At 74.3% G+C, this 23,100-nt stretch carries 26 protein-coding genes and 3 pseudogenes; 13 read left to right on the top strand and 16 right to left on the bottom strand.

Going from position 1 to position 23,100, the window contains the following annotated elements; all coding sequences use genetic code 11:
• Window positions 1-60: 60 nt before the first annotated feature.
• The 3 genes from VSR01_RS20965 to VSR01_RS20955 are packed head-to-tail and all read right to left on the bottom strand — an operon-like array spanning window position 61 to window position 1,806.
• Window positions 61-411 (bottom strand): Asp23/Gls24 family envelope stress response protein, encoded by a 351-nt coding sequence (locus VSR01_RS20965; RefSeq protein ID WP_326450711.1) that lies wholly within the window; start codon window positions 409-411, stop codon window positions 61-63.
• A complete protein-coding gene (locus VSR01_RS20960; protein WP_326450710.1) occupies window positions 404-1,291 on the bottom strand; it encodes an Asp23/Gls24 family envelope stress response protein in 888 nt (295 codons plus the stop codon). The genes VSR01_RS20965 and VSR01_RS20960 overlap by 8 nt, the downstream gene beginning before the upstream one ends.
• Window positions 1,282-1,806: an RNA polymerase sigma factor gene (locus VSR01_RS20955; RefSeq protein WP_326453743.1), complete on the bottom strand. Its 525-nt coding sequence runs from the start codon at window positions 1,804-1,806 to the stop codon at window positions 1,282-1,284. Before VSR01_RS20955 ends, VSR01_RS20960 begins: the two co-directional genes overlap by 10 nt.
• A gap of 216 nt (window positions 1,807-2,022) precedes the next feature.
• Here VSR01_RS20955 and VSR01_RS20950 point away from each other — a divergent pair, with 216 nt between their 5' ends.
• From VSR01_RS20950 to VSR01_RS20930, 5 genes are all read left to right on the top strand, one after another.
• A complete protein-coding gene (locus tag VSR01_RS20950; protein ID WP_326450709.1) occupies window positions 2,023-2,541 on the top strand; it encodes an Asp23/Gls24 family envelope stress response protein in 519 nt (172 codons plus the stop codon).
• Between the two features lie 366 nt (window positions 2,542-2,907).
• The gene (locus tag VSR01_RS20945; RefSeq protein WP_326450708.1) at window positions 2,908-3,093 is read left to right on the top strand and encodes a hypothetical protein; all 186 of its coding nucleotides are present in this window, start codon (window positions 2,908-2,910) and stop codon (window positions 3,091-3,093) included.
• Window positions 3,090-5,036, top strand: coding sequence for a DUF6286 domain-containing Asp23/Gls24 family envelope stress response protein (locus VSR01_RS20940; RefSeq protein WP_326450707.1), 1,947 nt, complete (start codon window positions 3,090-3,092; stop codon window positions 5,034-5,036). The genes VSR01_RS20945 and VSR01_RS20940 overlap by 4 nt, the downstream gene beginning before the upstream one ends.
• Before the next feature lie 132 nt (window positions 5,037-5,168).
• On the top strand, window positions 5,169-5,756 hold the full coding sequence (gene sigK, locus VSR01_RS20935) for an ECF RNA polymerase sigma factor SigK (RefSeq protein ID WP_326450706.1): 588 nt from the start codon (window positions 5,169-5,171) through the stop codon (window positions 5,754-5,756).
• Window positions 5,753-6,502: an anti-sigma factor gene (locus VSR01_RS20930; RefSeq protein WP_326450705.1), complete on the top strand. Its 750-nt coding sequence runs from the start codon at window positions 5,753-5,755 to the stop codon at window positions 6,500-6,502. Before sigK ends, VSR01_RS20930 begins: the two co-directional genes overlap by 4 nt.
• A 253-nt stretch (window positions 6,503-6,755) precedes the next feature.
• Here VSR01_RS20930 and VSR01_RS20925 read toward each other — a convergent pair whose 3' ends face one another.
• The 3 genes from VSR01_RS20925 to VSR01_RS20915 all read right to left on the bottom strand — a co-directional run bounded on the left by VSR01_RS20925 (window position 6,756) and on the right by VSR01_RS20915 (window position 10,509).
• A complete protein-coding gene (locus VSR01_RS20925; protein WP_442785692.1) occupies window positions 6,756-7,958 on the bottom strand; it encodes a L,D-transpeptidase in 1,203 nt (400 codons plus the stop codon).
• 367 nt (window positions 7,959-8,325) lie between these two features.
• On the bottom strand, window positions 8,326-9,468 hold the full coding sequence (locus VSR01_RS20920) for a hypothetical protein (RefSeq protein WP_326450703.1): 1,143 nt from the start codon (window positions 9,466-9,468) through the stop codon (window positions 8,326-8,328).
• A gap of 111 nt (window positions 9,469-9,579) precedes the next feature.
• Window positions 9,580-10,509 carry an NADP-dependent oxidoreductase gene (locus VSR01_RS20915; RefSeq protein ID WP_326450702.1) on the bottom strand — a complete coding sequence of 310 codons (930 nt, stop codon included), beginning with the start codon at window positions 10,507-10,509 and terminating at the stop codon, window positions 9,580-9,582.
• 78 nt (window positions 10,510-10,587) lie between these two features.
• Here VSR01_RS20915 and VSR01_RS20910 point away from each other — a divergent pair, with 78 nt between their 5' ends.
• The 4 genes and pseudogenes from VSR01_RS20910 to VSR01_RS20895 form a co-directional block, all read left to right on the top strand.
• The gene (locus VSR01_RS20910; protein ID WP_326450701.1) at window positions 10,588-10,971 is read left to right on the top strand and encodes a winged helix-turn-helix transcriptional regulator; all 384 of its coding nucleotides are present in this window, start codon (window positions 10,588-10,590) and stop codon (window positions 10,969-10,971) included.
• 263 nt (window positions 10,972-11,234) lie between these two features.
• Window positions 11,235-11,570: pseudogene (locus VSR01_RS20905) on the top strand (cysteine/serine endopeptidase inhibitor); the annotation flags it as partial.
• Between the two features lie 139 nt (window positions 11,571-11,709).
• On the top strand, window positions 11,710-12,150 hold the full coding sequence (locus tag VSR01_RS20900) for a carbohydrate-binding protein (protein WP_326450700.1): 441 nt from the start codon (window positions 11,710-11,712) through the stop codon (window positions 12,148-12,150).
• 345 nt (window positions 12,151-12,495) lie between these two features.
• Window positions 12,496-12,912 (top strand): annotated as a pseudogene (locus tag VSR01_RS20895) (sigma factor-like helix-turn-helix DNA-binding protein); the annotation flags it as partial.
• A gap of 502 nt (window positions 12,913-13,414) precedes the next feature.
• On the opposite strand, the gene VSR01_RS20890 reads toward VSR01_RS20895, so the two are convergent.
• On the bottom strand, window positions 13,415-14,176 hold the full coding sequence (locus VSR01_RS20890; RefSeq protein ID WP_326450699.1) for a trypsin-like serine peptidase: 762 nt from the start codon (window positions 14,174-14,176) through the stop codon (window positions 13,415-13,417).
• A 7-nt stretch (window positions 14,177-14,183) separates the two neighbouring features.
• Here VSR01_RS20890 and VSR01_RS20885 point away from each other — a divergent pair, with 7 nt between their 5' ends.
• Complete coding sequence (locus tag VSR01_RS20885) at window positions 14,184-14,573, top strand: hypothetical protein (protein WP_326450698.1); 390 nt, start codon at window positions 14,184-14,186, stop codon at window positions 14,571-14,573.
• Window positions 14,574-14,830: 257 nt separating this feature from the next.
• Here VSR01_RS20885 and tgmC read toward each other — a convergent pair whose 3' ends face one another.
• The 7 genes and pseudogenes from tgmC to VSR01_RS20850 all read right to left on the bottom strand — a co-directional run bounded on the left by tgmC (window position 14,831) and on the right by VSR01_RS20850 (window position 20,047).
• Entirely contained in the window at window positions 14,831-15,952 is a 1,122-nt protein-coding gene (gene tgmC / locus VSR01_RS20880; RefSeq protein WP_326450697.1) for an ATP-grasp peptide maturase system methyltransferase, read from the bottom strand.
• Window positions 15,945-16,922: an ATP-grasp ribosomal peptide maturase gene (tgmB, locus tag VSR01_RS20875; protein ID WP_326450696.1), complete on the bottom strand. Its 978-nt coding sequence runs from the start codon at window positions 16,920-16,922 to the stop codon at window positions 15,945-15,947. Before tgmB ends, tgmC begins: the two co-directional genes overlap by 8 nt.
• Window positions 16,923-16,932: 10 nt before the next feature.
• Window positions 16,933-17,229, bottom strand: coding sequence for a putative ATP-grasp-modified RiPP (locus tag VSR01_RS20870; RefSeq protein WP_326450695.1), 297 nt, complete (start codon window positions 17,227-17,229; stop codon window positions 16,933-16,935).
• A gap of 94 nt (window positions 17,230-17,323) precedes the next feature.
• Entirely contained in the window at window positions 17,324-18,172 is an 849-nt protein-coding gene (locus tag VSR01_RS20865) for a helix-turn-helix domain-containing protein (protein ID WP_326450694.1), read from the bottom strand.
• Window positions 18,173-18,189: 17 nt separating this feature from the next.
• On the bottom strand, window positions 18,190-18,636 hold the full coding sequence (locus tag VSR01_RS20860; protein ID WP_326453742.1) for a DUF6879 family protein: 447 nt from the start codon (window positions 18,634-18,636) through the stop codon (window positions 18,190-18,192).
• 43 nt (window positions 18,637-18,679) lie between these two features.
• A complete protein-coding gene (locus VSR01_RS20855; protein WP_326450693.1) occupies window positions 18,680-18,916 on the bottom strand; it encodes a hypothetical protein in 237 nt (78 codons plus the stop codon).
• Window positions 18,917-19,103: 187 nt separating this feature from the next.
• Window positions 19,104-20,047, bottom strand: a pseudogene (locus VSR01_RS20850) (SDR family oxidoreductase).
• Window positions 20,048-20,154: 107 nt separating this feature from the next.
• Between VSR01_RS20850 and VSR01_RS20845 the strand changes: the two are divergent.
• On the top strand, window positions 20,155-20,748 hold the full coding sequence (locus tag VSR01_RS20845) for a TetR/AcrR family transcriptional regulator (RefSeq protein ID WP_326450692.1): 594 nt from the start codon (window positions 20,155-20,157) through the stop codon (window positions 20,746-20,748).
• A gap of 102 nt (window positions 20,749-20,850) precedes the next feature.
• Here VSR01_RS20845 and VSR01_RS20840 read toward each other — a convergent pair whose 3' ends face one another.
• A complete protein-coding gene (locus tag VSR01_RS20840) occupies window positions 20,851-21,222 on the bottom strand; it encodes a hypothetical protein (RefSeq protein WP_326450691.1) in 372 nt (123 codons plus the stop codon).
• 155 nt (window positions 21,223-21,377) lie between these two features.
• Complete coding sequence (locus VSR01_RS20835) at window positions 21,378-21,800, bottom strand: ATP-binding protein (protein ID WP_326450690.1); 423 nt, start codon at window positions 21,798-21,800, stop codon at window positions 21,378-21,380.
• A gap of 176 nt (window positions 21,801-21,976) precedes the next feature.
• Here VSR01_RS20835 and VSR01_RS20830 point away from each other — a divergent pair, with 176 nt between their 5' ends.
• Together VSR01_RS20830 and VSR01_RS20825 are read left to right on the top strand one after the other, a co-directional pair.
• Window positions 21,977-22,831 carry a helix-turn-helix domain-containing protein gene (locus tag VSR01_RS20830; RefSeq protein ID WP_326450689.1) on the top strand — a complete coding sequence of 285 codons (855 nt, stop codon included), beginning with the start codon at window positions 21,977-21,979 and terminating at the stop codon, window positions 22,829-22,831.
• Window positions 22,818-23,030, top strand: a complete 213-nt coding sequence (locus VSR01_RS20825) for a DUF397 domain-containing protein (protein WP_326450688.1) — start codon at window positions 22,818-22,820, stop codon at window positions 23,028-23,030. Before VSR01_RS20830 ends, VSR01_RS20825 begins: the two co-directional genes overlap by 14 nt.
• The last annotated feature ends 70 nt before the right edge of the window (window positions 23,031-23,100 follow it).

The following is a 23,100-nucleotide window of genomic DNA, read 5'->3' as shown; positions in this document are numbered from 1 at the left end:
AACACCGGGCCTCGGCACATCAGGGGGGCAACGCCCAGCGCCGAGCCGACCGGGCGGGGGTCACACGGAGCCGGCCACCGTCACCTTGATGTGGAGGGCGGGAGGGGCGTCCGCAGCGGCAGCGACGACCTCGGAGGCCGCCGCGCGGACCGCGCGGGCCACGTCCACCGCGCGGTGGCCCCCGCGGACCACGACCTGCACGTGCACCTCCCACGGCCCGGTGCGCTCGCGCCGGGCCACCCGCACCCCGGCCGGCGGCCCGCCGTGGCGCCCGAGCACCCGCGGACGCGCCGCGCCGCGCAGGTAGTCCGCGATCCCGGGCCGCAGGAACGCGACCCCCGGCACCTGCGCCGCGGCCTTCGCCACCGCGTGCTCCAGCGCGTGCCGCCCGCCCGGCTGCTCGTCACTCATGACCGCTCCCTCCCTCTCCGGCCGCGGGCCCCCGGTCCGGAGCGCCGCCCCCACCGCCACCGGGACGGTCCCCGGCCGCCGGCTCCTCCAGGAGACTGGCGAGCTCGTCCAGTTCCGCCGGGTCGACCAGATCCGTGATCGTGACGTCGACCGCCGCCACCGGCACGCCCAGCGCGATGTAGGCCGCGGCCCGCACCCGCCGCCTGACCTCGTCCGCGAGCGCCGGCAGTTCGGCCGCGAGCGGCGCGACGACCTCCAGCCGTACGCGCACCGGGCCGCGCCCCGCTCCCGAAGCGGCCCCCCGGGCCGTCTCCCGCGCACGGTCCTGGCCGGCCGGATCGACACGGCACGAGCCCGCGTGCACCCCGGGCACGGTCTCCGCGGCCCTGCGCAGCGCCTTGGCCGCCATCGCCTCCATCACCCACAGGTCCTCCTCGGGCCCGCCGAGCGGCAGCGGCCGTCCGGGCCGCAGTTCGAGCCGGACCACGTCCATCACCCGCGCGGTCAGCGCCGCCGAGTCCCAGTCCCCGTCCCAGTCCCCGTCCCAGTCCCCGTCCCCGGCCTCGGGCCGGCCGGCCCGGCGCACCGCCTCGCCGAGCACGGTGAGCCGCCCGAGCGCCTCGGAGCAGTACGGGCACCGCTCCAGGTGCGGGTCGGCGGCTCCCGAGCCGTCCGCGTCCCACACCTCGGAGAGCAGCCGCCCGCAGCCCAGCCGCTCGTCGCCGTCGTCAAGGCCGCCCCCGAGGCCGCCCGCCGAGCCGTTCTGGTAGCCGTCGTCGGGGCCCGGCCCGTACCCAGGCCGGTCCGCGCCGGGGTTGCCGGGGTTGCCGGGGTTGCCAAAGTTCCCTGAGTTCCCGGAGTTCCCGGAGTTCATCGCCATGCGGTCATCGCCTCCGTCAGGCAGCGTCGTGCGCGGAACACCCGGGCGCGGGCGGCCTGCGGGGTGATCCCCACGGACTCCGCGATCGCCTCGTACGACAGGCCGTCCCTCTCCCTGAGAATCCAGCACACCCGCTGCTCCGCGCTGAGCGACGCGAGCGAGCGGGCGAGCGCGTCGGCCGCGGCGTGCGACTCGGCCGCCCGGACCGGGGACGCGGAGTGCTCGGGCGCGGCCGGCTCCGGCGCGGCGGACAGGTCGGCGACCGGCCGCCGGGCCCGCAGGATGTTCAGACAGCGGTTGGTGACGATCCGGTGCATCCACGTGCCGAAGCCCGACGCGCCGCGGAACTCCGGCAGCCGCCGCCACGCGCTGATGAAGGCGTCCTGCACCGCGTCCTCCGCCTCCGCCCGGTCGCCGAGCAGCCCGGCGGCCAGCCGCAGCAGGTCGGGAGCGTGCCGCCGCACCAGCGCCTCGAACGCGTCCTCGTCGCCCTCGGCGGCACGCACCGCGAGCAAATCCACCGCCCGGCCCGCGCGTCCCGCGCCGGGCGGCGGCGCCCCTGTGCTGACCCCCGGCACTCGGCGCTCCCCTCATCCGTCCTCTTCGTTGGACACACTCTGCCCGCTCGGCGTGACGCACGAAAAAAGTCGTGCGAGTGCGTCACGCGCAGGCGTGCCGCCGTGTCCAACGGTCACAAGCACGGTGAGAGACGGATGACTCGGAGGATTGCGATGACGACGGAGCAGGTGGAGCGCGAGGCCGGGAAGAACGTGGGTCCGGCGGCCGGGACGGCCGGCGCCGGGCGTTCGGTTCCGGGTGCGACGACCGTCGCCGGCGGCTCCTCCGGCGCGGACAAGCCGGCCGGCACCCGTGGCCGCACGTCGATCGCCGACGTGGTCGTGGTGAAGATCGCCGGCATGGCGGCGCGGGAGATCCCCGGCGTCTACGACATGGGCGGCGGCCTGGCCCGCACGATCGGCGCGGTCCGCGACCGCGTGCCCGGCGGCCGGCCGAACGTGGGCCGCGGCGTCAAGGTCGAGGTGGGCGAGCGGCAGACGGCCGTGGACCTGGACATCGTCGTGGACTACGGCGTGCCGATCACCGACGTCGCGCGCGACGTGCGGGAGAACGTGATCGCCGCGGTGGAGCGGATCACCGGCCTGGAGGTCGTGGAGGTCAACATCGCCGTCAACGACGTGCACCTGCCGGACGAGGAGGACGACCGCGCGGGTGAGTCGCGCGTGGAGTAGCGGGGCCGGCCGCGCGGGGCCGGCCGCGCCGGGCGGCGCGGGACGCGGGACGCCGTGCGGGCGGGCGCGGGACGCGGTGCGGGCGGGCGCGGGACGCGGTGCGGGGGCAGGCGCGGGAAGGCCCACCCGCACCGTGCGTCGGCGGCGGACGCCGGGCCCGGCCCGCGCCCGTGCGGCGTGCACGACCCGTACGGCGCACGCGACACGCGTGACGTGCGTGACGTACGCGATGCCGGCCACCCGCGTGCCCGCGATGACGCGCGGCAGCAACGCGCGGGCGACGCTCGACACGGGCGACGACCCGCGTGCACGCGATGACGCGATGACGCGATGACCTGAACGACCTCGACCTGGATGGGGTGTGCGATGAGCAGAGCGGTGCTGGGCATGCTGGTGGGCATGGCCCTGGCGTTCGCCGGGTGGTTCGGCGGTTTCGGGGCGTTCCTGCTGGTGGCGGCGCTGGGCGCGGTCGGCGCGGTGGTGGGCCGGCTGATCGACTCGGGCGTGGACTGGCGGGAGTTCTTCGCGCCGGGCGACCGGAGGCCGCGGTGACCGCAGCGCCGGCCCGGCCGCCCGCGGCGGAACGCGGCGCGACCGTCGTCGCCGAGCGCGTGGTGCGGCGGATCGCCGAGCGCGCCGCGACCGAGGCGGCGCTCCCGCACGGCCGCGCCGAGGTGACCCGCGGCGCGGCGACCGTGCGCGGGGGGCGCGCGGACCTCGCGCTGGGCGTCCGCCTCCCCTACCCGGCGGCGCTCGCCGACACCGGCGCGGCCGTCCGCGACACGGTCACCGACCGGGTCGCGTACCTCACCGGTCTGACGGTCACGCGGGCGGCGGTGCAGATCCGCGACCTGTCCACGGACGTGGACGCGCGGGGAGCCGGTGGACGCGGGGCCGCGGGGCCGCTCGCGGAGGACGCGGCGGGGGCCGCGGGGGCGGCGGAGGCCGGAACGGCCTCCGGAACGGCAGGAGTCGACGCCGGAGTCGAAGGCGGAGTCGACGCAGGAACTGCCGCCGGAACCACCGCCGGAACCGCCGCGACCTCGACCCGCAGCACGCGCACCGGGCGGACGCGCACCGGGCGGACATGGGCGCAGCGGCGCGGGCCGGCCGGCGTCGCGGCGCTCGTCGTGGCCGCCGGGGCCGGCGTCCTGCTGTGGGACGTGGTGTCCGTGCACGCCGCCGGGCGCCGGCCGGCCCGGTGGCGCCTGCACGCGCTGGACTGGGTGACCGCCCACGGGCCGGGCGACACCGCGGTGGTGGCCGGCGGGGCCGGCGTCGCCGTCGTCGGCCTGTGGCTGCTGCTGCTCGCCCTCACGCCGGGCCGGCGCACGCTGTTGACCATGGCCGCGCCGGACACGCCGGACACGCCGTCCGCGCCGTTCCTGCGGCACGCGGTGCTCGAACGCTCGGCGGCGGCCCGGCTGGTCGCCGACACGGTGCTGGAGGTCGCGGGCGTGACGGGCGCGCGGGTGCGCGTCGGCCGCCGCAGGGTACGGGTCCGCGCGACCCTCGGCTTCGGCGACCTCGCGACCGCCCGCGCCCAGGCGGTCGCCGCGGCCCGGACCGCGGCGACCGCGCTGGGCCTGGCCCGCACCCCCCGCCTCCGCGTCCACCTGCGCCGGTCCCCCCAATGGCGGCCGTCCGACCCCCGAACGGCCGGCACACCCCCACCCGGCCGGAGGCCGCCACCGCGACCGACACGACCGGCGCGACGCGCGCCGCGCCTGCCGCGCCCAGCACGACCGCCGCACCCCGAACGGGCGATGCGCGCGGCGGGGGAGGCGCGGTGGCCGGGGGGACCGATACAGTCGACGCGCCGGCCGGCGCCGCTCCCGCGGCCGATCCCGCTGCCGGCGCGGCCGCCGACACCGCCGCCGGCGACGGCGGCTCGAACCCGGAGGGACCCGCACGTGAACCCGGTGCGTAGGACGGTCAACCGCGTGGTGCTCGCGCTGGTCGGGCTGGCGATGGCGGCGGGCGGGAGCGTCATCGCGCTCGCCGGGCGGTCGACCCGGGACTCGGTGCCGGCCTGGTGGCCGCAGCCCGGTTCCGGGGCCCCGCTGGTGGACCGGGAGCGGCTGGCGGACCTGCGCGCGCACGACTGGTGGACGCCGGCGGTCATCGCCTCGACCGCGTGCGTGCTGCTGCTCGCGCTGGCCTGGGGGCTCGCCCAACTGCGCGGCGGCGGACGCGCGTCGATGCCGATGACCGGATCGGTCACGCTGCGCCCGCGGGTGCTGGCGCAGGTGCTGGCGCGCCGGACCGGCGCGGTTCCGGGCGTCGCGCGGGCCCGGGTCGCGCTGCCCGCCGGCCGGGGCCGCCTGCGCGCGGGCGTGCACGTGACGCTGGAGCCGGGCGCGGCCCCCGCGACGGTGCTGCGGCAGCTGACCGAGGGTCCCTTCGCCGAGGCGCACGACGCGGCCGCGCCGCACGACACGCAGGTCCGGGTACGGTTCGCCGCCCGCCCGCACAAGCCCCGCCGCGCCCGGTGAGCACCCCCGCGGCGTACGGCATCCCCGCGGCGTAAGGCATCTGCGCGGGATCGCCCAGCGCGACCAATCACCAATCCGTCGGCGGCACGGCGCCGAAGTACAGGCGAGCGCCGTGCCAGCCAGGAGGTGTCCATGCGCGCCGCAGCAGAACCGGACCGGCCGCCGGACCCGTCCGCAGGACCGCTCGAAGCCCTGCTCGGGCGGATCGCCCGGGGCGACCGGGAGGCGTTCGAGACGCTCTACACCGCCGTGGCCGGCTCCGTGCTGGGGCTGGCCCGGCGGGTGGTCCGGGACCCGGCGCAGTCCGAGGAGGTCGCGCAGGAGGTCCTGATCGAGGTGTGGCGGTGCGCCGCCCGGTTCGACGCCCGGCAGCGCAGCGCGATGGCCTGGATCATGACGCTGGCGCACCGTCGCGCGGTGGACCGGGTGCGCTCGGCCCAGGCGTCGGCCGACCGGGAGTTCCAGGTCGGGGTGCGCGACCACAGCCCGGCTTTCAACGAGGTCAGCGAGCAGGTGGAGCGCCGGCTGGAACGCGAGCAGGTGCGCCGCTGCCTGCGGCAGCTGACCGAGCTGCAGCACGAGTCGGTGACGCTGGCGTACTACCGCGGCTACACGTACCAGCAGACCGCCGAGGTGCTCGGCGTCGCGCTGGGCACCGTCAAGACTCGGCTGCGGGACGGCCTGATCCGGCTCCGCGACTGCCTGGGGGTGGGCTCGTGACGAGCGTCGACCTGCACACGCTGACCGGCGCCTACGCCGTGGGCGCGCTGACCGACCCGGAGGCCGCGGAGTTCCGCCGGCACATGGCGCGCTGCGAGGCGTGCGCGCAGGAGGTGCGGGAGCTGAGCGAGACCGCGGCGCGGCTGGCCATGGCAGTCGCCGAGGTGCCGCCCGCGGACCTGCGCACCCGTGTGATGGCCGCGCTGCCCGAGGTCCGCCAGCTCCCGCCGGACGTGCCGGTGGCGCCGCTGCGGGCCGCCGCGCGCCGCGGCCGGCGGCAGCGGATGCCGTACCTGGCCGCCGCGGCCTGCCTGGTGGCCGCCGCGGCGGCGGCCGGCGTCGCGGTCGACGCGCGGCACGAGGCCGACGTCCAGCGTGACCGCACCGCCCGCGCCGAGGCGCAGGCGGCGGAGCTGAGCGCGCTGACCGCGGCGCCCGACGCGACGTTCCGCACCGGGCCCCTCAAGAGCGGCGGCAGAGCCACCGTCGTGGCCTCGCGCGAGATCGGCCGGGCCGCGGTGCTCTTCCACGACCTGCCCGTGCTGCCGCACGCGCGCGTCTACGAGCTCTGGTTCAGCCACGGCGGCACGATGGTCCCGGCCGGCCTGATCGCCCCCGGCCGCGCCACCGGCTCCCTCCTGCTGCACGGCACCCCGGCCGGCGCCGACGGCGTGGGCATCACCGCGGAGCCCCCCGGCGGCTCCCCCGCCCCCACCGGCTCCCCCCTGCTCCTCCTCCCGGTCTGACCCCCGCCCGCGAGCCTCGGCGGGACGCGCGCGCGGACGGCGGTGGAGGCGGCGACGGCGGCGAAGCGGCCGACCGCCGCGCGGTCGACCGCCGAGACGCCGCACGGCCGGGGCGGAGTGCCCCGGCCGTGCGGCGTGATCGCGGTCGGCATGGCAGCGCGACGGCGGTCGGTGGACCAGCCGGACCAGTGGGCCAGCCGGACCAGTGGGCCAGCCGGACCAGCGGGCCAGCGGAACAGCGGTCAGCGAGAGGTCAGTTGTTCTTCCACGCGGACCACGACATGTTCCAGCCGTTGATGCCGTTGCTCGGATCGACCACCTTGTCGGGCGAGTTGACGACCTGGACGACGTCGCCGATCAGCGAGTGGGAGTAGAACCAGGCCGCGGGCGTGTTCGGGTCGCCGCCGCCCTTGACGTCGTGCAGGCCGACGCAGCCGTGGCTGGTGTTCTCGTGGCCGAAGACCGACTCCGGGCGCCAGTAGTTGCCGTGCGCGAAGGTGCCGGAGTCCGACAGCCGCATGCCGTGCGGCACGTCCTTGATCCGGTAGGCGTTGCCCAGGCCCACGGTGTGGGAGTCCATGTCCACCACCGGGTCCTTCTCCTCGATCACCATCTTGCCGTTGTAGGTGGTGTGTTCGGGGTCGCCCAGGCTGGCCGGGAACTGCTTGTACAGCGCGCCGTTGCGGTAGATCTTCAGCGTCTTGGCGTTGTTGTCGGCCACCGAGGTCTGCGAGCGGCCGATGGTGAAGGACACGTCCTTGGACTGCTGGCCGTAGGTGCCGGGCGCGGTCTTCACGCCGTTGAGCCGCAGGTGCAGGGTGACCTTGGTGCCCGGCGCCCAGTAGTTCTCCGGGCGGAAGTCGATGCGCTGGTTGCCGAACCAGTGGCCCTCGACGTCCACGCCGTCGCTGGCGGTGACCGTGATCCCCTTGTGCACCTCGGCCTGGTTGGCGACCGGCTTGCTGAAGCGGATCGACACCTCCATGCCGACGCCGTACGTCGCGCCGGGCTCGATGTTGAAGTTGCCGTAGTTCACCGAGGACGGCTTGATCGTGGTGAACGAGGTCTGCTGCGAGGTGCTGCGGCCCGCGGAGTCGGTCGCGGTGGCCGTGACCGAGTAGTGCGTGTCGGTGTGCAGCACACCGGCCGGCGTCCAGGACGCGCCGTCGGCGGATATCGCGCCGTCGACCGGCTCGCCGCCGGGGCCGGTCACCGCGACCTTGGTCAGCTTGCCCTGCGCCACCGCGACCTTCAGCGCGCCGGTGGTGTCGACGCCGGTCGCGCCGTTGCGCGGCGAGACGGTCAGCGCGGCCTGCGAGGTCGGCGAGGCCGAGGCCGACGCGCCGTTCTTGCCGTCCTGCCCCTGACCCGCTCCCTGGCCCTTGTCCGATGCGCCCGCGTTGCCGCCGCACGCGGTGGCGCCGAGCAGCACCGCGCCGAGCGCGAGCGCCAGCAGGCCCTTGGCACGGCGGTCGCCGCGCCGGGCGCCGCCGGTCGCGGTGTCGTTCGTCGCGGCGTCCCCTGCGGCGTCGTTGGCGGCGAAAGACGCCGTACGTCCCCTGGTCAATCGAGTCTCCCCATCTCGGATGTCATGTCGTAGGAGGCGCCCGGGCCGCGAACGGTTGCGGCTGTTGCCGGGCTGATACGAAAGCCCTCCCGGCGCCCCCTCGGCGATCCCTCCGTGTCTGCACGGTCCGCCCCTCGGAGGGTAAGCGGTCCGGCGGCCGGCCGTCGCCGGATCGGCCCGCGGCCACGCGCACGGGGGACGCCGTGCGCGCGGACCGCGGGCCGTGAAGCCGAGTGACAGCTCCACCGGAAGGGGCTCAGCCGACGTCCTTCCAGTGGTCGTACGCGCTGACCATCTGGAAGCTGCGGGTCGGGCAGTAGAACGCGCTGTTCGGCGAGTCGTAGTGGGTGTCGGAGTTGGCCGTCGAGGCGACCGACCAGGTGCCGTTGTTGCGCACGGATATGTTGCTGGACTCGAAGGTCAGCCCGGCCATCTCGTCGCAGGAGTAGGCGCGTCCGGAGGAGCCGACGGTCGAGTACAGCTCCTCGATGTCCCAGCCGTCGGTGCGGCCCGACTGGTTGGTGCCGGACTGGGTGAACAGGGTGTCCCAGCGGCTGGTGCTGTGGTTGTACAGCTGCGCGGACCAGGTGTTGGACGCGGCGCTGGTACGGATCACGCGGCCGGTGTACGCGCCGGTGCCGCCGGTGTACGTGGTCAGGAACGCGCTGTTGATGGTCACCGATGCGGCGAAGTTCACACTGCGGCACCAGTCCCAGGCGGCGACCATGCGGCTGGACGGCGTGTAGACGGTGACCAGTTCGACGCAGGAGCCGCCGGGCGGGTACATCGTCGGCGTGTAGATCGTGGTGGCGCTCTCCCGCACGGTGAGCTGCGTGGAGACCGACTGCGTCGCGCACGAACCGTCCGCGCCCGACTGCGACTTGAAGGCGGTGCCCTGGGCGGGGTGGATGTCGACGAGCGGCCGGACGGCCGCGGTGGACGCGCCGGCCGCCATGGACGCGCCGGCCGCGGTGGACGCGCCGGCCCCGGTGCCGGCCGCCCCCGACGTGGCGCCGGCGGCGGCCGGGGCGCCGAGCGGGCCCTTGGCGGCGATCCCGTACTGCGCGCGGTGCTGGGCGGTGAGCGGCGCGAGCAGGCGGTGGACCTCGGTCTGCGGCAGCGCGCCGCGGACGGCGGCGCCGGAGACGGTGGCGGAGCTGCACACGCCGATCGCGTCGGGGGCGGCGGCGGACGCACCGGTCGCCGCGCGCCCGGCGGATGCGGGCGCGGGCGCGGATGCGGGCGTGGACGCCGATGCGGGCGTGGACGCCGATGCGGAGGCAGGGTCGGGGGCGGCCTGGGCGGCTGTGCTCAGGCCGCCGGCCAGGACGAGGCCCGCGGCGGCGGTGAGGACGGCCGCGGTGGACTTCAGACGTGTCAGGCTCGGACGCAGGCTCATGCGATCCTCTCGGGGGGAGCGAAGAGGTGCTGTTAACTAGACCGTGTCCATGACAAGCCATCGCGCCCCGATTGCCAACCCCTCCGCGCCGGGCGGGAGACCGGGGCCGGATCAGACCGTGAGGACGAGCTTGCCGCGCAAGTGGCCCGCGTCCAGCAGCCGGTGGGCGTCGGCGACGCGCTCGAAGGGGAACGTCTGCTGCACGTGGACCCGCAGCCTGCCCTGCTCGACCAGGCCGACGAGAGCGCGCAGTCCGACCGGGTCGGGGTCGACCGTGACGCCGCTGAGGCGCAGCCCGGCCGCCTCGCAGCGGGCGGCCAGCTCCGGATCGTCCTCGGCCACCGCCGTCACCAGGTGGCCGCCGGGCCGGAGCACGGCGAGCGAGCGCGCCACGGTGTCGCCGCCGATCGTGTCCAGCACGACGTCGACGTCGCGGACCGCCCGGGTGAAGTCGACCGCCGCGTAGTCGATCACCTCGTCGGCGCCCAGCCCCGCCACGAACTCCCGCTTGCTCCCCGCGGCGGTCGCGATCACGTACGCGCCGAGCGCCTTCGCGATCTGCACCGCGACGTGCCCGACCCCGCCGCCGGCGCCGTGGACCAGCACCCGGTCGCCCTCGGTCACACCGCCGAGGTCGACCAGGCCCTGCCACGCGGTGAGCCCGACCACCGGCAGCGCGGCCGCCTCGACGTGCGACAGCGCCGCGGGCTTGCGCACCAGGTGCAGCGCGGGCGCGGTCACGACCTCGGCGTACCCGCCGGCCGCCCGCGGGAACAGCGGCATCCCGAACACCTCGTCGCCGGGCCTGAACCGCCAGGTCTGGGGCGCGTCCTGGACCACGCCGCTGACGTCCCAGCCGAGGACGAACGGCGGCCGGCCGATCAGCGGGACCTCGCCGGCACGCAGCCGCGCCTCCAGCGGGTTCAGGCCGATCGCGCTGACCCGGACGAGGACCTCGGTCGGCAGCGGCCGGGGCTCGGGCGCGTCCACGACGGTGAGCACCTCGGGACCGCCGAAGGCGCGCTGGGTGATGACTCGCATGACTCTCCTGGCTTCGGAAGTGGGGGGAGGAGATCCACGCTAGGAGCCCGAAAGGAACCCCTGGGTACCCTTGGCGCCATGAGCGGTTTCGGTCCCGGCGAGGGCTTCCTCGCCGACTGCCCGGGGCGGATGACCATCGAGCTCATCGCCGACAAGTGGACGGCGGTGGTGCTCGCCGGCCTCAGCGAGGGCCCGGTGCGGCACGGCGACCTGGTCGAGCTGATCGGCGGCATCTCCCGCAAGGTGCTCACCCAGACGCTGCGCCGGCTGGAGGCGCACGGGCTCGTCCTGCGCCGTGCCTACGCCGAGGCGCCGCCCCGCGTCGAGTACGAGCTGACCGCGCTCGGCGCCTCGCTGATCGGCCCGATCCACACGCTGACCGAGTGGGCGAGGCAGAACGGCGACGCGGTGCTCGACGCGCTCGACTCCCGTTCCGCGCCGGGCGTGCGGCCGCGGTTCTGACCGCGCCGGGCGTGCGGCCGAAACCGTGACCGCGCCGTACCCGAGGCAGCGGTTGTTCGCGTACTGTCAGGTACGTACCAATGCGCCGGCGGGCGGCACCCGCGGGGCGGCGGTACGGCACTCGTACGCGTGCGGCACGGACGGAGCACGGCCGGAGCCCCCGAGGAGCACGGGCGGAGGACGGCCGGAGCCGCGGTGGAGCACGCGCACAGCCCAGTTGACAGCCCAGGTAGGGGACGCAGAGGACGTAAGGGAGACGTACCGTGCGCTTACCGCGACGCATCGGGCGATGGGCCGGCGGACTGGCCGGCGCCTCGGCGCTGGCCCTGCTGGCGGGCGGGCCGGCCGCGGCCGCCATTCCGATCGGCCAGCCCATGACGGGCGAGATGACGTACTACAACGATGTCGGCTACGGCGCCTGCGGCACCCCGATCGACGCGTCCACGCAGTACCTGGTGGCCGTGTCGTACACGTGGTGGACCACCGCGAACCCCAACGCCGACCCGCTGTGCAGCGGGATCTCCGTGCAGGTCACCTACAACGGCCACACGATCACCGTGCCGGTCGCCGACAAGTGCCCGACCTGCGACGCCACCCACATCGACCTGAGCCAGCCGGCGTTCACCGAGTTCGCGCCCACCGGCACGGGCGTGGTCAACGGCATCACCTGGCAGTTCGTGTCGTCCGGCGGCACCACCGACCCGCCGCCCCCGGTGCTGACCGCGCCTGGCCGTGCACGTGACCGCCACCACCGCGAGTTCGGTGTCGCTGTCGTGGAACGGCGTGTCCGGCGCGTCCTCGTACGTGGTCTACCGCGGCGGCGCCCGGGTCGGCTCCGCGTCCGGCACCTCGTACACCGACTCCGGCCTGAGCGCGGGCACGTCCTACAGCTACACCGTCGCCGCGGCGGACTCCTCCGGCACCACGGGCCCGGCGTCCGCGGCGGTCTCGGCGACGACCGCGACGGCGGGCGGCGGCACCGGGGGCGGCACCGGGGGGAGCACCGGCGGGGGCGGCGGCACCGGCTGCCCGGCCGCGTGGAGCCCCTCCACCTCGTACGTGCCGGGGAACACCGTCTCGTACAACGGCCACAAGTACACGGCGACGTACTACTCCACCGGCGCCGTGCCGAACGACCCCGCGTCGTGGGCGGTCTGGGCCGACAACGGGCCCTGCTGAGGGGCCAGTCGGCCCCGCCGGCTGGGCCGGCGCAGCTCCTCCCGGCCGGCTCGGCCGCCGCGCTGATGCCCGGCCGACCCCTGGCGACCGCGCGCCCGGATCCCGCCGATCCGGGCGCGCGGTCGTGTTCGCGCGGGCGCGGCGGGTGCCGTGAGACGCGGGCGCGTCCGCTCGCCGATGTCACACCGCGGCGCGCTCGTTCGTCCCAGGTGGCGTAGGCAGGCGCCGGGCCCTGCCGCGGACCGTGGAGAGGGAGTCATGCGGGGGTTCGTCACGGAGGGTGCGGGGGCCGCGGGGGCTGCGGGCGGTCCCGGCGGCACGGGCGGGTGCGGCGTCCTCGGGCCGGTGCGCCGGGAGGAACGGACGGCCCGCGCCCGGGAGTTCGAGGAGCTGCGGCCGCTGCTGTTCGCGATCGCGTACCGGATCACCGGCAGCGTGGCCGGCGCCGGGGACGCCGTCCGGGAGACGTGGCTGCGCTACGAGACCGCGCCGGCCCGGCCCGAGGCGCCCAAGGCGTTGCTGTCCGCGGTGGTCACGCGGGCCGCCGTGGAGGTGCTGCGCTCGGCACGGCCGCGGTGGGAGCGGTCCCACGACGCGGCCGCGTTCGCGCTGCTGGAGCGGCTGAGCCCGCTGGAGCGCGCGGTGTTCGTGCTGTGCGACGTGTTCGGCTTCGGCTTCGACGAGATCGCGGCGGCGGTGGAGCGTTCGCCGGAGGCGTGCCGGGAGCTCGCGGTGCGGGCGCGCGGGCACATGGAGGACGGCGGGCAAGCGTGGTGACGCGTCGCGTCTTCGGGGCGTCGCCTGCCTGACGCGTCGCGTGCCCGACGCGTCGCGTGTTGCCGCGGGCGGCCCGGGTCCCGGTGCTCCGGAGGGGGGATCACCGTGGCCCGGGGCGGGGCGGGGCCCCGGCAGCCGGGACCTCGGCGGCCGGGGACCGGCGGGGACGTTGAGCTGCGCCGATGCGCGGAACGGGACGGGCGGTGCGCGAGTGTCATGGGATCGGGGCGCGGGCGGTTGAGCAATCAGAGGCGCGGGGAACTGCTCCCCCAGACTCCGTCCGGGAGGTACCCCCACCAGCCACAGCGGACCGGCGGCCGGGCACGGACTGTTCGGGGCAGACGCGATGCCGGTCCTTCAGGGGCGCGGGAACTGCGCGAGCAACCACCCACAATGCCGCAGCCGGGCACGGCGAGAACGGGGCAGACGGGCGCCCCGGGAGAGCCGCGGCGCGGAAACCCGATGGGACCCGCGCCGCGGCCGGGGGTCAGGCCGCGCCGGCGGCCTGGTAGGTGGTGAGGGCCTCGTCGCCGAGGTAGGGGTGGTACTCGTTGGACCCCGCGCTGACGCTGATGTTGCCGACCAGGTACCCCGTCCCGGCCCCCGCGTCGAAGTTCGACAGGAAGCCGCCTCCGCTCGAACCCCCGGACTGCACGCAGTCGATGCCCCACATCGTGGACCCCGCCCGCCCCGCGTCCGCGAACTCGTCGCCCTCGCAGTGGTTCAGCCGCTCGCCGTTGCCCTCGGCGTCGGAGCCGCCGTAGCCGAAGGAGTGGACGTGCTGCCCGGTCGCCGAGTTGAACGCGATGCCCTCCGCGCCCACGGTGTCCACGAGCGTCCGGTTGTTCACGGTGTTGACGACCGCGAACGCGAAGTCGTAGTTGGCGTTGCCGGCGGTGGCGACGTAGTCGGACCACCAGTACAGGACGCGCGCGGAGAAGGTGCCGTACGGGCGGTTGCCGTTGCCGTAGCCGGGGATGAACACCCAGTTCTGGTAGACCTCGCCGGTGCCGGCGTTGACGACGCAGTGGCCGGCGGTGAGGACCACCGACTTGTTGTCGGCGTTGGCGACGGTGGCCGAGCACGCGAACGTGCCGCCCGAGGAGTTCTGGAAGAACACCTTGCCCGCGGTCGTGCTGATCAGGCCGCCGCCGGTCCAGGCGGTCGGCGAGGACATCGGGGTGACGGCCCCGGGCGCCGCGCCCGCGGCCTTCGCCGAGGCCAGCCCGGCCGCCGGCGGCACGCTCACCGCGCGCTTGACCGCAGACGCCGCGGACCCGGCCCCGGACGCGGACCCGGATGCGGACCCGGCCCCGGACCCGGACGCCTTCGCCGACCCCGAGGCCGACTCCGACGCCGAGGCCGACGCCGAAGCGCCCACCGACGCCGGCGCGTTGGTCACGTCCTTCGCGGCCCGCAGCCGCTCCGGCGTCCAGAACTTCTGCGCGGCGCTCTGCCGCGCCGCGCTGACGCTCGCGTGCCGGGCGCCGGCCGCGGCGGACGCCGGCGCGGCCGGCGCGGCCGACGCGGCGCTCGCCGCGCCCGCCGTGCCCGCGGTCCACGCCGCGGCCGCGAGCACCAGCGCGCCGACCGACGCGGCGGTGCGCTTCGTACGGCGGCGTACGCGATTCACGTTCTCCGTGTGATGTACGTGCTTCATGGCGGCAGCTCCAAGTCCGCGTGGGGGAAAGGGACGTTCCTGCGAGGTGCGCGCCCCCGGCCCACCCGACAACGTTGTCCGAGGCATCCGCCCCCCAAGCGCGTCGTCGAGCCGGAGTCCCGCCAGGCTAACCCGCCCACCATGACGTGTCCATGGCACCACCGTCCCCACTGGCCCCAGTCGAGGCACGGCAACCGCCATCGAACGGTTGGCCGCCCCTGTCCTCAACTCCCCACCCCGCCCTCACCGCCAGGTGAGCCTCTGTCCGAACCGGCCGACGTGCAGGCGCATGCGGTCGGCCGACGGACAGCCGTCGGCTTGCCATCGCATGACACGTTCGGTGATGTCGTCCCACAGACGCACCCCGCCGCCCTGCCGGACCATCCACCGGGCGCCTTCGCGGAACACCACGGCCCACGCGCCCGCGTGAACGTCGAAGACCACGTGCTCGGTCCGGCCGTCACGCACCAACCTGAGCCACTGGGCGCGCGGCGCGGCGAATTGCGCGACCAACCGTGCCGTCCAGTTGTCGAGCACTTCCGCGCCCAGCATCGCGGGGGCCGCTCGACCCTCACCGAGATCGGGCAAGACGCCCGGAGGAGGCGCAAGATGGCGGCGAGCCGGCATGAACGAGACCTGCCCGCCCAGCAGGGGACCGGCGGCGGTGCCGTCGTCGGCGACCGTGAGCCGTACGAGTTCGGAGGCGTGCAGCCATCCGCCGACCGTCGTGAGGATCTCGCCCCCCGGCCGGGTCTGCGCGAGCCACTGAGACGGGACGGTGTGCACAGCACAAGTGGCGATCACACGATCGTACGGACCCCCCTCCTCGTGGCCGATCAGCCCGTCGCCGACAACTCGCACAGGCCGGTGCCCCGCACGCGCCAGCGCGATCCCGGCGCGTGCGGACACCTCTGCGTCGACCTCGACCGTCGTCACGCCGTCCTCGCCGACGACATGGCAGAGCAGCGCCGTCGAATAGCCCGTGCCCGTTCCGATCTCCAGGACGCGCATGCCCTCACTCACCCGCAGCTCTTCGAGCATGCGCACGACCAGGCTCGGCAGCGTGGACGAGGACGAGGGGGCGGCTGCGACGCGGCCCTCCACCTGGTCGGCGAAGACTCCCCCGCCCAGTTGCGTCACGAGCGTGTCGTCCTCGTGAATCCGCGCCAGCACGGCCGCTGTGTCTCCGGAGAACGGACGGTACCAACCGCCCTCCTCGTACTCGAACCACCCGCGCGCGAGGAACGCTTCGCGGCGGACGGACAGCACGGCCGCCTTCCACCGCGGGCTGCGCAGGGCATCGCACGCGGTCAGTCTGCGCGCGAGATCGGCTCGCAGAGAGTCGGACGACGGCGCGTCACTCACCGTCGGCTCCCCTCTCCAGCAGGTCGGCGATCGCGTTCGTGATCGGCAGTCCGGCCGCTTCCTCAAGCCACGCCCACTGTCCATTGGGATTGCACTCCAGGAACCACCATGTGCCGTCCGCGGTGACGGCGAAGTCGAAGGCACCAAAGAGCAGCCCGAATTCGGCGAGAAAGCGCACCAGGATCTCGCGCATGGTGTCCGGGCAGGTGAACGGCTCGTAGGTGAGACTCCCGTACACGGACCGCCAGTCCACCACCCCGGGCGGCGCCGTGATACGCGCGCAGAACGCCCGCTCACCGACGACGACCGCGCGCACGTCGGCGATCTTCGGCACCCGGGCCTGGAAAAGATGGGCGCTGCGGCTCACCGAGCCGTCGATCTCCCCTGCCTCGACGGTCGCGGCCCAGATTCCCGCGGGTTCTCCCTCGATCGCGTAGGTGCCGGCGTGCAACGGCTTGTAGACACACGGTTGTTGGGCACAGAACGCCTTGGCCTCCCCAGGATCGTTCGTCACGAGGGTGGCCGGGACCGCGAATCCGCCTCTGGCTGCGGCGTCCAGCTGCGCGGGCTTGTACTCCGCCCGCGCCACGGACTGCGGATGGCTCAGGTACAGGCACCCGGGCAGCGCTCCCAGGACGCCACCCAGCCCGCGCCGGTTCTCCTGCGCGGCAAACCGGGCGGCCTGCTCGCTCGCACCCGTGGGGTACGGGCTGGGCCGACGGTGGTACAGCGCGCGGACCGCGGAGATCTCGGCGGACCGCTCGCCGACCGTCAACCGTCCGCCCCACCCGGTCCCGGCCTCCGCACGGAAGGTTCCGCCGATGTGCACGGCGAGCGTCACGGACGCCGGGAAGTCCCGCCCCGGGTCCAGGCGGACCACCGGCACCCGGCGCCGGCTCAGCTCGGCGATGACCAGGTCCGCCGTCGGGTCCTCGTACTCCGTGCAGACCAGCACGGCACGTCCGTCCATCGAACGTCCCCTAGTCCTGCGTCGCGTCGTGGCCGGAGTCGGCGTCCACCTTGCCGTCCTTGCCGACCTGGGTGGGCGGGTAGGTGTTCACGCTGGTTCCGTGCTTGCCGAGTTCGGCGGGCGTCATCGCCCCGTCGTAGCCGACCCACCGACCGGTCTGCGTGGCCGGGTCGATGCCCGCGTACCGCCACGGCGACGGGGAGCCGTTGCGCAACAGCACCAGTCGGCGGAATCCCCAGGCGTGTTGCGCGGTCGTCGGATCGGATGTCCGGGTGGTCGTCGACGCAACTGCTGTGCTCGTGTCCACGTTCTCCTCCTTGGCGGTTCGGGTGGAGGGTGCGCGTCGACCGTAGGAAGCAGCGGACGAAGGGCTCAACGACCTTGCACAGCCTTGCGCGGACTCATTCCAGGGCGTCGATCGCAGCGGTGACGAGGGAGGTGGCGTGCGTTCCGTGGACCGCGATGGCGGCGAGTTCCGCGAACGCCCGGGCGTACTCCCTGATCTCCTGGGGCTGGGAGACGGTCAGGTGCGCGGACACGAGCTCGACGTTCACCTGCGTGTCGTCGTACATGGTGAAGGACTCGACCGGCCATCCGACACCGCGCGGCCGCCCGAGCGGGACGATGCCCAGGCTCACCGACGGAAGCGCGGCGGCTGCGATCAGATGGCGCAGTTGCCGCGCCATGATCTCCGCGTCCCCGATGACGGTCCGCAGCACCCATTCCTCGATGAGCATCGCGAAGCGGTGGTCGCCCGTTCTGAGGATCCGCTGGCGATCCATCCTCACCGCCACGGCGGCGTCGATGTCGTCAGGAACGTCGCGCAGAGTACCGACCGTGCTCAGCACGGCGCGCGTGTAGTCGTCCGTCTGGAGCAGCCCGGGGACCACCCATGACTGGTAGGTGCGGAAGCGCCGTGTGCGGTCGAACAGCGGGCGGACCGATTCCTGCACATGCATGAGGCCGGCTCGTTCCATCCGGCGCCACTCGACGTACTGCCCCTCGATGCCGCGTGCCGTGGCGAGGAGGTCCGGCGCCTGCCCGGTCGCGCCGCAGATTTCTGTCCACACCCGGATGTCGGCGTCGGACGGGGGCGTCCTCCCGTGTTCCAGGCGTGACGTCTTCGACTCGTGCCACCCCGCGCGCCTGGCCAGTTCCCTGCCCGTGAGGCCCGACTCCCTGCGGATCTCGCGCAGGCGCCGGCCGAGCGCGCGGCGTGCTTCCTGGACGCTGGAGGACGGTGAGGCCACTGACGCCGCGCCTCGCCTCAGCCGATCACGTACTCGGCGTGGGGGATCGCGCGGTCCCACACCGCGGCGAACGCGGTCGCGCACAGCGTCACCGCCGCCGCGTCCGTACGTACCTCCTCGTCGTCCGGGGCCAACTCGCCGTCCCCGTCGAAGTGGTGGAAGACCGCGACCTCCTCGTCGAACAGCCAGAAGTCGTTGCCTGGCAGCGGGAGGTCCGAGGCGCGCCGGCGCGGTAGCCAGCGGACCTGCTCGCCCGTGGCGATGTTCGCGCCGGTCAGGTGGTGCTCGAATCTGACGTAGTCGCTCACGGGCTCGGAAACGATACGGGCGCGGCGCACGACGATGCCACGGGACGCCGCATACGACACGGCGGACGACCAGGAACCGTCCAGCGCGAGACCGTCCCGGACGCCCGCCTGCCAGGCGGCGAACCGCGGATCGGACCGCATGTACCCGTCCCGCATCTCCAGGTGCACGGCACTGCGCCGGCACGCGCGCAGCCGGTCCTCAAGCGTCGGTGCCGGCTGTCCCGCCACTGCCGTTGACCTCCGGGAAGAACTGCATCATGCGCCTGGGGAACTCGATGACGGTCTCATGCTCGGGGATGTCCATCTGCCCCAGGCGGTCGGTGTCCAGCACCTTCCATCCTTGCAGGAGATAGTTGTCCGTAGCGTCGTCGTAGTAGACGGTGGGCGACTTCCCTTCAGGGCTCTCCGGGTCTTTGCCCAGCCGGTGCAGCGCCATGTTCCCTCCAGGTGCGCCTGCGAACACTGCCTTTGCGAGCTTGCTCCGATGTAACCGTTCCTCAACCCGCCTTGCGCGAACTTGCACGAATGCGGGCTCGCACCCCCGCGCAGCGCGCCCCCGCACAACTCAACGCAGCGCGCCCCGCGCAACGCCCCGCACGACCCCCGCGCCCCCTCAACCCCCCTCACTCCCGGGGGAACCCCGCCTTCGTCAGCTCCTCCGAGACCTCCCACACGCGGCGCGCCTCCTGCGCGCCGCGCAAGCGGGGGTAGAGCTTCTGCTCGGCCGGCGGGCCGCCGAGGTGGCCCAGGCCGCGGGGGCCGTAGAAGCGGCCGGGGCGGGCCTCGGGGGACGTCGCGGCGTGGAGCGCGGGGAGCCCCGCGCTCTCGACGGTGCCGAGGACGATGCCCCGGCGGGACAGCGCGGTGATGAGCCTGCGGCCGCGGGTCTGCGCGGTGCGGCCGATCTCGGGCCGCGCGTCGAGCAGGCTGGTCGGCGCGACGCCGGGGTGCGACAGGTTGCTCGTGATGCCCCAGCCGAACTCCTGGCTGCGCCGGTCGAGTTCGAGGCCGAACAGCCCGAAGGCGATCTTCGACTGGCTGTACGCCTTCATGCCGTGGTACGAGCGCTCCCAGTTCAGGTCCTCCCAGTTGATCGCGTTGCTGTTCGCGGCGACGCTGATCTGCGAGGTCACGCGGGCCCGGCCGGCCGCAGCAGCGGCAGCAGGTGGGCGACCAGCGCGAAGTGCCCGAGGTGGTTGGTGCCGAACTGCAGCTCGAACCCGTCCGCGGTGGTCTGCCGCTCGGGCGGCGTCATCACCCCGGCGTTGTTGATCAGGAGGTGGATCGGGCGGCCGTCCTCGCGCAGGGTCTCGCCGAGCGCCGCGACCGAGGCCAGCGACGACAGGTCGAGGTCGAGGAGGGTCACGTCGGCCCCGGGCGTCTGCTGGACGATGCGGTCGGCCGCCGCCCGGCCCTTGCGCGGGTTGCGCACCGGCAGGAGGACCTCGGCCCCGGCCGCGGCGAGCCTGGCGGCGATCCCCAGGCCGAGGCCGTCGCTCGCGCCGGTGACGAGCGCGCGCCGTCCGGTCAGGTCGGGCACGGCGATGTCGGTGGGTGTGCGCGGCATGCGCTCCTCCTGGTGTCGTCTTTCACGTCCCCCCAATGTATGCGGTGATTACAATGTATGCAACGCATACACGAAAGTCGCCCGGAGCCCGGAGCTAGGGTGAGGACATGACGAAGCGCCCCTACCACCACGGAGACCTGCGCGCCGCCCTGCTCGAACGGGCCGAGCAGACGCTGCGCGAGCGGGGATCGGGCGCGCTGTCGCTGCGGGAGCTGGCCCGCGACCTCGGAGTGAGCCCGGCCGCGCCCAGCCGCCACTTCAAGACCAAGCAGGCGCTGCTCGACGCGCTGGCCCTGGACGGTTACGAGCGGCTCGTCGCGACCATCGCGGCGGCCACCGACGGCGCCGGCCCGTCGTTCGGCGAGCGCCTGACCGCGATGGCCCGGGCCCACGTCGGCTTCTGCGTGGCGAACGCCGCGCTGCTCGACCTGATGTTCTCGGCCAAGCACAGCCCGGAGGCGTCCGAGGCGCTCGCCGCGGCGGCCGGCCGGTGGGCCGAGCAGGGCCTGGAGCTGGTCAGCACCGGGCAGCGCCGCGGCGAGGTCCGCGAAGGACCGCTGGAAAGCGTCGCGCTGACGGTGTACGCGCCGCTGCACGGCTACGTCGGCATGGCGGTCGGCGGCGTCCCGCTGCCCGACACCGACGACCGCGGGCTCGACGACGTGATCGCGGCCATCATCCGCAGCTGCCGCCCGGACTGAGCCCCCGCCGAGGCCCCGCTGAGCCCCGGCGAGCCCCCGCCGAGCCCCGGCGAGCCCCCGCGCGAGTGGCGGCGGAGGCCGTACGGAGGGAGAGAACCGCGGTCAGCCGCGCCCGGACGTCTGCCAGGAGTGCGGCCCGGGGTGCTCCGCGAAGTGCCCGCAGGGGATGCGGTCCTCGGGGGAGCGCGCCGGACAGTCCGGCCGCAGCAGGATCACCCGCGGCACGTCGTCCGACCACCGCGTCCACAACGCGCCCGCGTCCGGCCCGGGCAGGTGGTCGTACACGATCGCGAAGTGGTCGCCATCCTCGTGCGCCGCCAAGTGGCACATCAGATCGTCCGCGACCAGCTCCGCCCGCACGTCCGGATAACTGGCCAGCAACTCCGCCCGCAGCGCCGGCGTCAGGAACGCCGACTCCTCGCACGCCTCCGCGGCGTCCCGCTCACGGCCCTGCTCGTGCTGTAACGCGTTCATGGTGATTGATCGCCTTTCTGTGCTGAATTTTTACGGAATGGGCCGGTTTCAACAGCGCGCCAGCTGGTCCAGCAGCACCCCCAAGGCCGTGCATCCCGAGGTGAGTACGCCGAGGTACAGCACGTCGGCGTGCCGGCCGAGGACCCGCAGCAGCCTCACCGGGTCAGCTCCGCCCAGACCGTCTTGCCGCCCGTCGCGGCCTCGACGCCCCAGTGGTGGCAGGTGAGTTCGTCCACGAGGTGCAGCCCGCGACCGCCGAAGTCCTCGGCGGTCATGGGCCGCACCCGCGGCCGGCGCAGCGGATCGCCGTCCCGCACCTCGACGCGTACGCCCCGAACACCCGGCAGCAGCCGGTACGTCGTCCCGATCACGCCGTCCAGGCCGCGCGCGTGCCGGACCGCGTTGGTCACCAACTCCGAGACGACGACCTCCAGTTCGTCCGCGAGGTCACCCCGGCCCCACAGCGCCAGCGTGACGCGAAGTACGCGGCGCGCCTGCCCCACGGACGCGGCGGCCTGCGGCCACGAACGCGTCACCGGGTCGGCGACCGCGACGCCCTCGCCGATACCGACCGTCATCCCGCCCACCGCCAACGTGCCTTGTCGTAGGCCATTTTCGCCTTCGCTTTCACTCCGTGTGACGCTCGCCACGCAACCGTCTGTGCCCGACCCCTCACACTCTGGCCGATTGGCTACTAGCCTCGGAAGCGTCAGTGGCTCTACAAGCACAGAGCAGAGATGGCAGGTAGTACGCGATGGCCGAACCGAAGCTCCTCGATCCGTTCCAGAGCCCGGATGCCTACTACGGCTCGGAGTTACGACGTCTGCGCGAAGCGGCCGGGCTGGCGCAGGAGCGACTGGGCGCGATGGTGTTCGTGAGCGGCGCGTACATCGGCCAGATCGAGACGGCCATCCGCCGCCCCCGCCTGGAGCTGTCCATCCGCTTCGACGCGGCGCTGAACTCCGGCCAGCACCTGGAGGGGCTGTGCCGGATAGCGCACAAGTCCAAGCCGTTGCACACGAACGGCCATTCGTCGTACTTCGCCGAAGCGGCCGACCACGAGTCACGGGCGTCCGCGATCCACGAGTACGCCGCGACCGTCGTCCCCGGCCTGCTCCAGACCGAGGATTACATCCGCGCCTTCGTCAAGGCTGCCGACCCGCGCGCCCCGCAGTCCAAGGTGGATGCGCTCGTCGAAAATCGGCTCATGCGGGCCGCCCGGCTGGACAACTCAACACGGCCCGAGTTTTGGGTCGTTCTCCACGAGAACGTGCTGCGCATCCCGGTTGGAGGCAGGGCGGTGATGGCAGCCCAGCTGCGCTCCATCGCCGAACGGGCTCGCGCGGGTCGGATCATCGCGCAGGTGTTGCGGTACCAGGACGGCGCACACGCGATGATGGCTGGCATGGTCAGCCTTATGTCCTTTGACGACGCCCCCGATCTCGCGTACACAGAGAGCGCGTACTCAGGGCAGATCCTGGACGAGACGGAACCGGTGGCCCTGTATTGGAAGGCGTACGATCTCGCCAGGGCCGTCGCGCTGTCGCCGGAGGCGTCCCTGGCTCTGCTGGACTCGGCGGCGGAGGAATTCGCGCATGAACAGCCTTGATCTGACCACCGCCCACTGGCGGAAGTCGTCGTACAGCAATGCGGACGGCGGCAGCTGCGTCGAGGTCGCTGACGGCTACACCGGCGTGCAGCCCGTCCGCGACAGCAAGGACCCCGAAGGCCCGGCCCTCGTCTTCGACGCCAGCGCCTGGACCGCATTCATCACCGACGTGAAGGCGGGCCGCTACCCGGCCGTCTGACCACAGCACGCCCCACCGGCCCCGCCACCAACGCCCCAAGGTGGCGGGGCCGGGCGTTGCGCCGTGGGCC

The organism is Actinacidiphila sp. DG2A-62 (assembly GCF_035825295.1).
In the GTDB taxonomy this organism is placed as follows: domain Bacteria; phylum Actinomycetota; class Actinomycetes; order Streptomycetales; family Streptomycetaceae; genus Actinacidiphila.
Note: the sequence above shows the minus strand (reverse complement) of the source record. Positions and strands in the feature narration are given on the sequence as shown.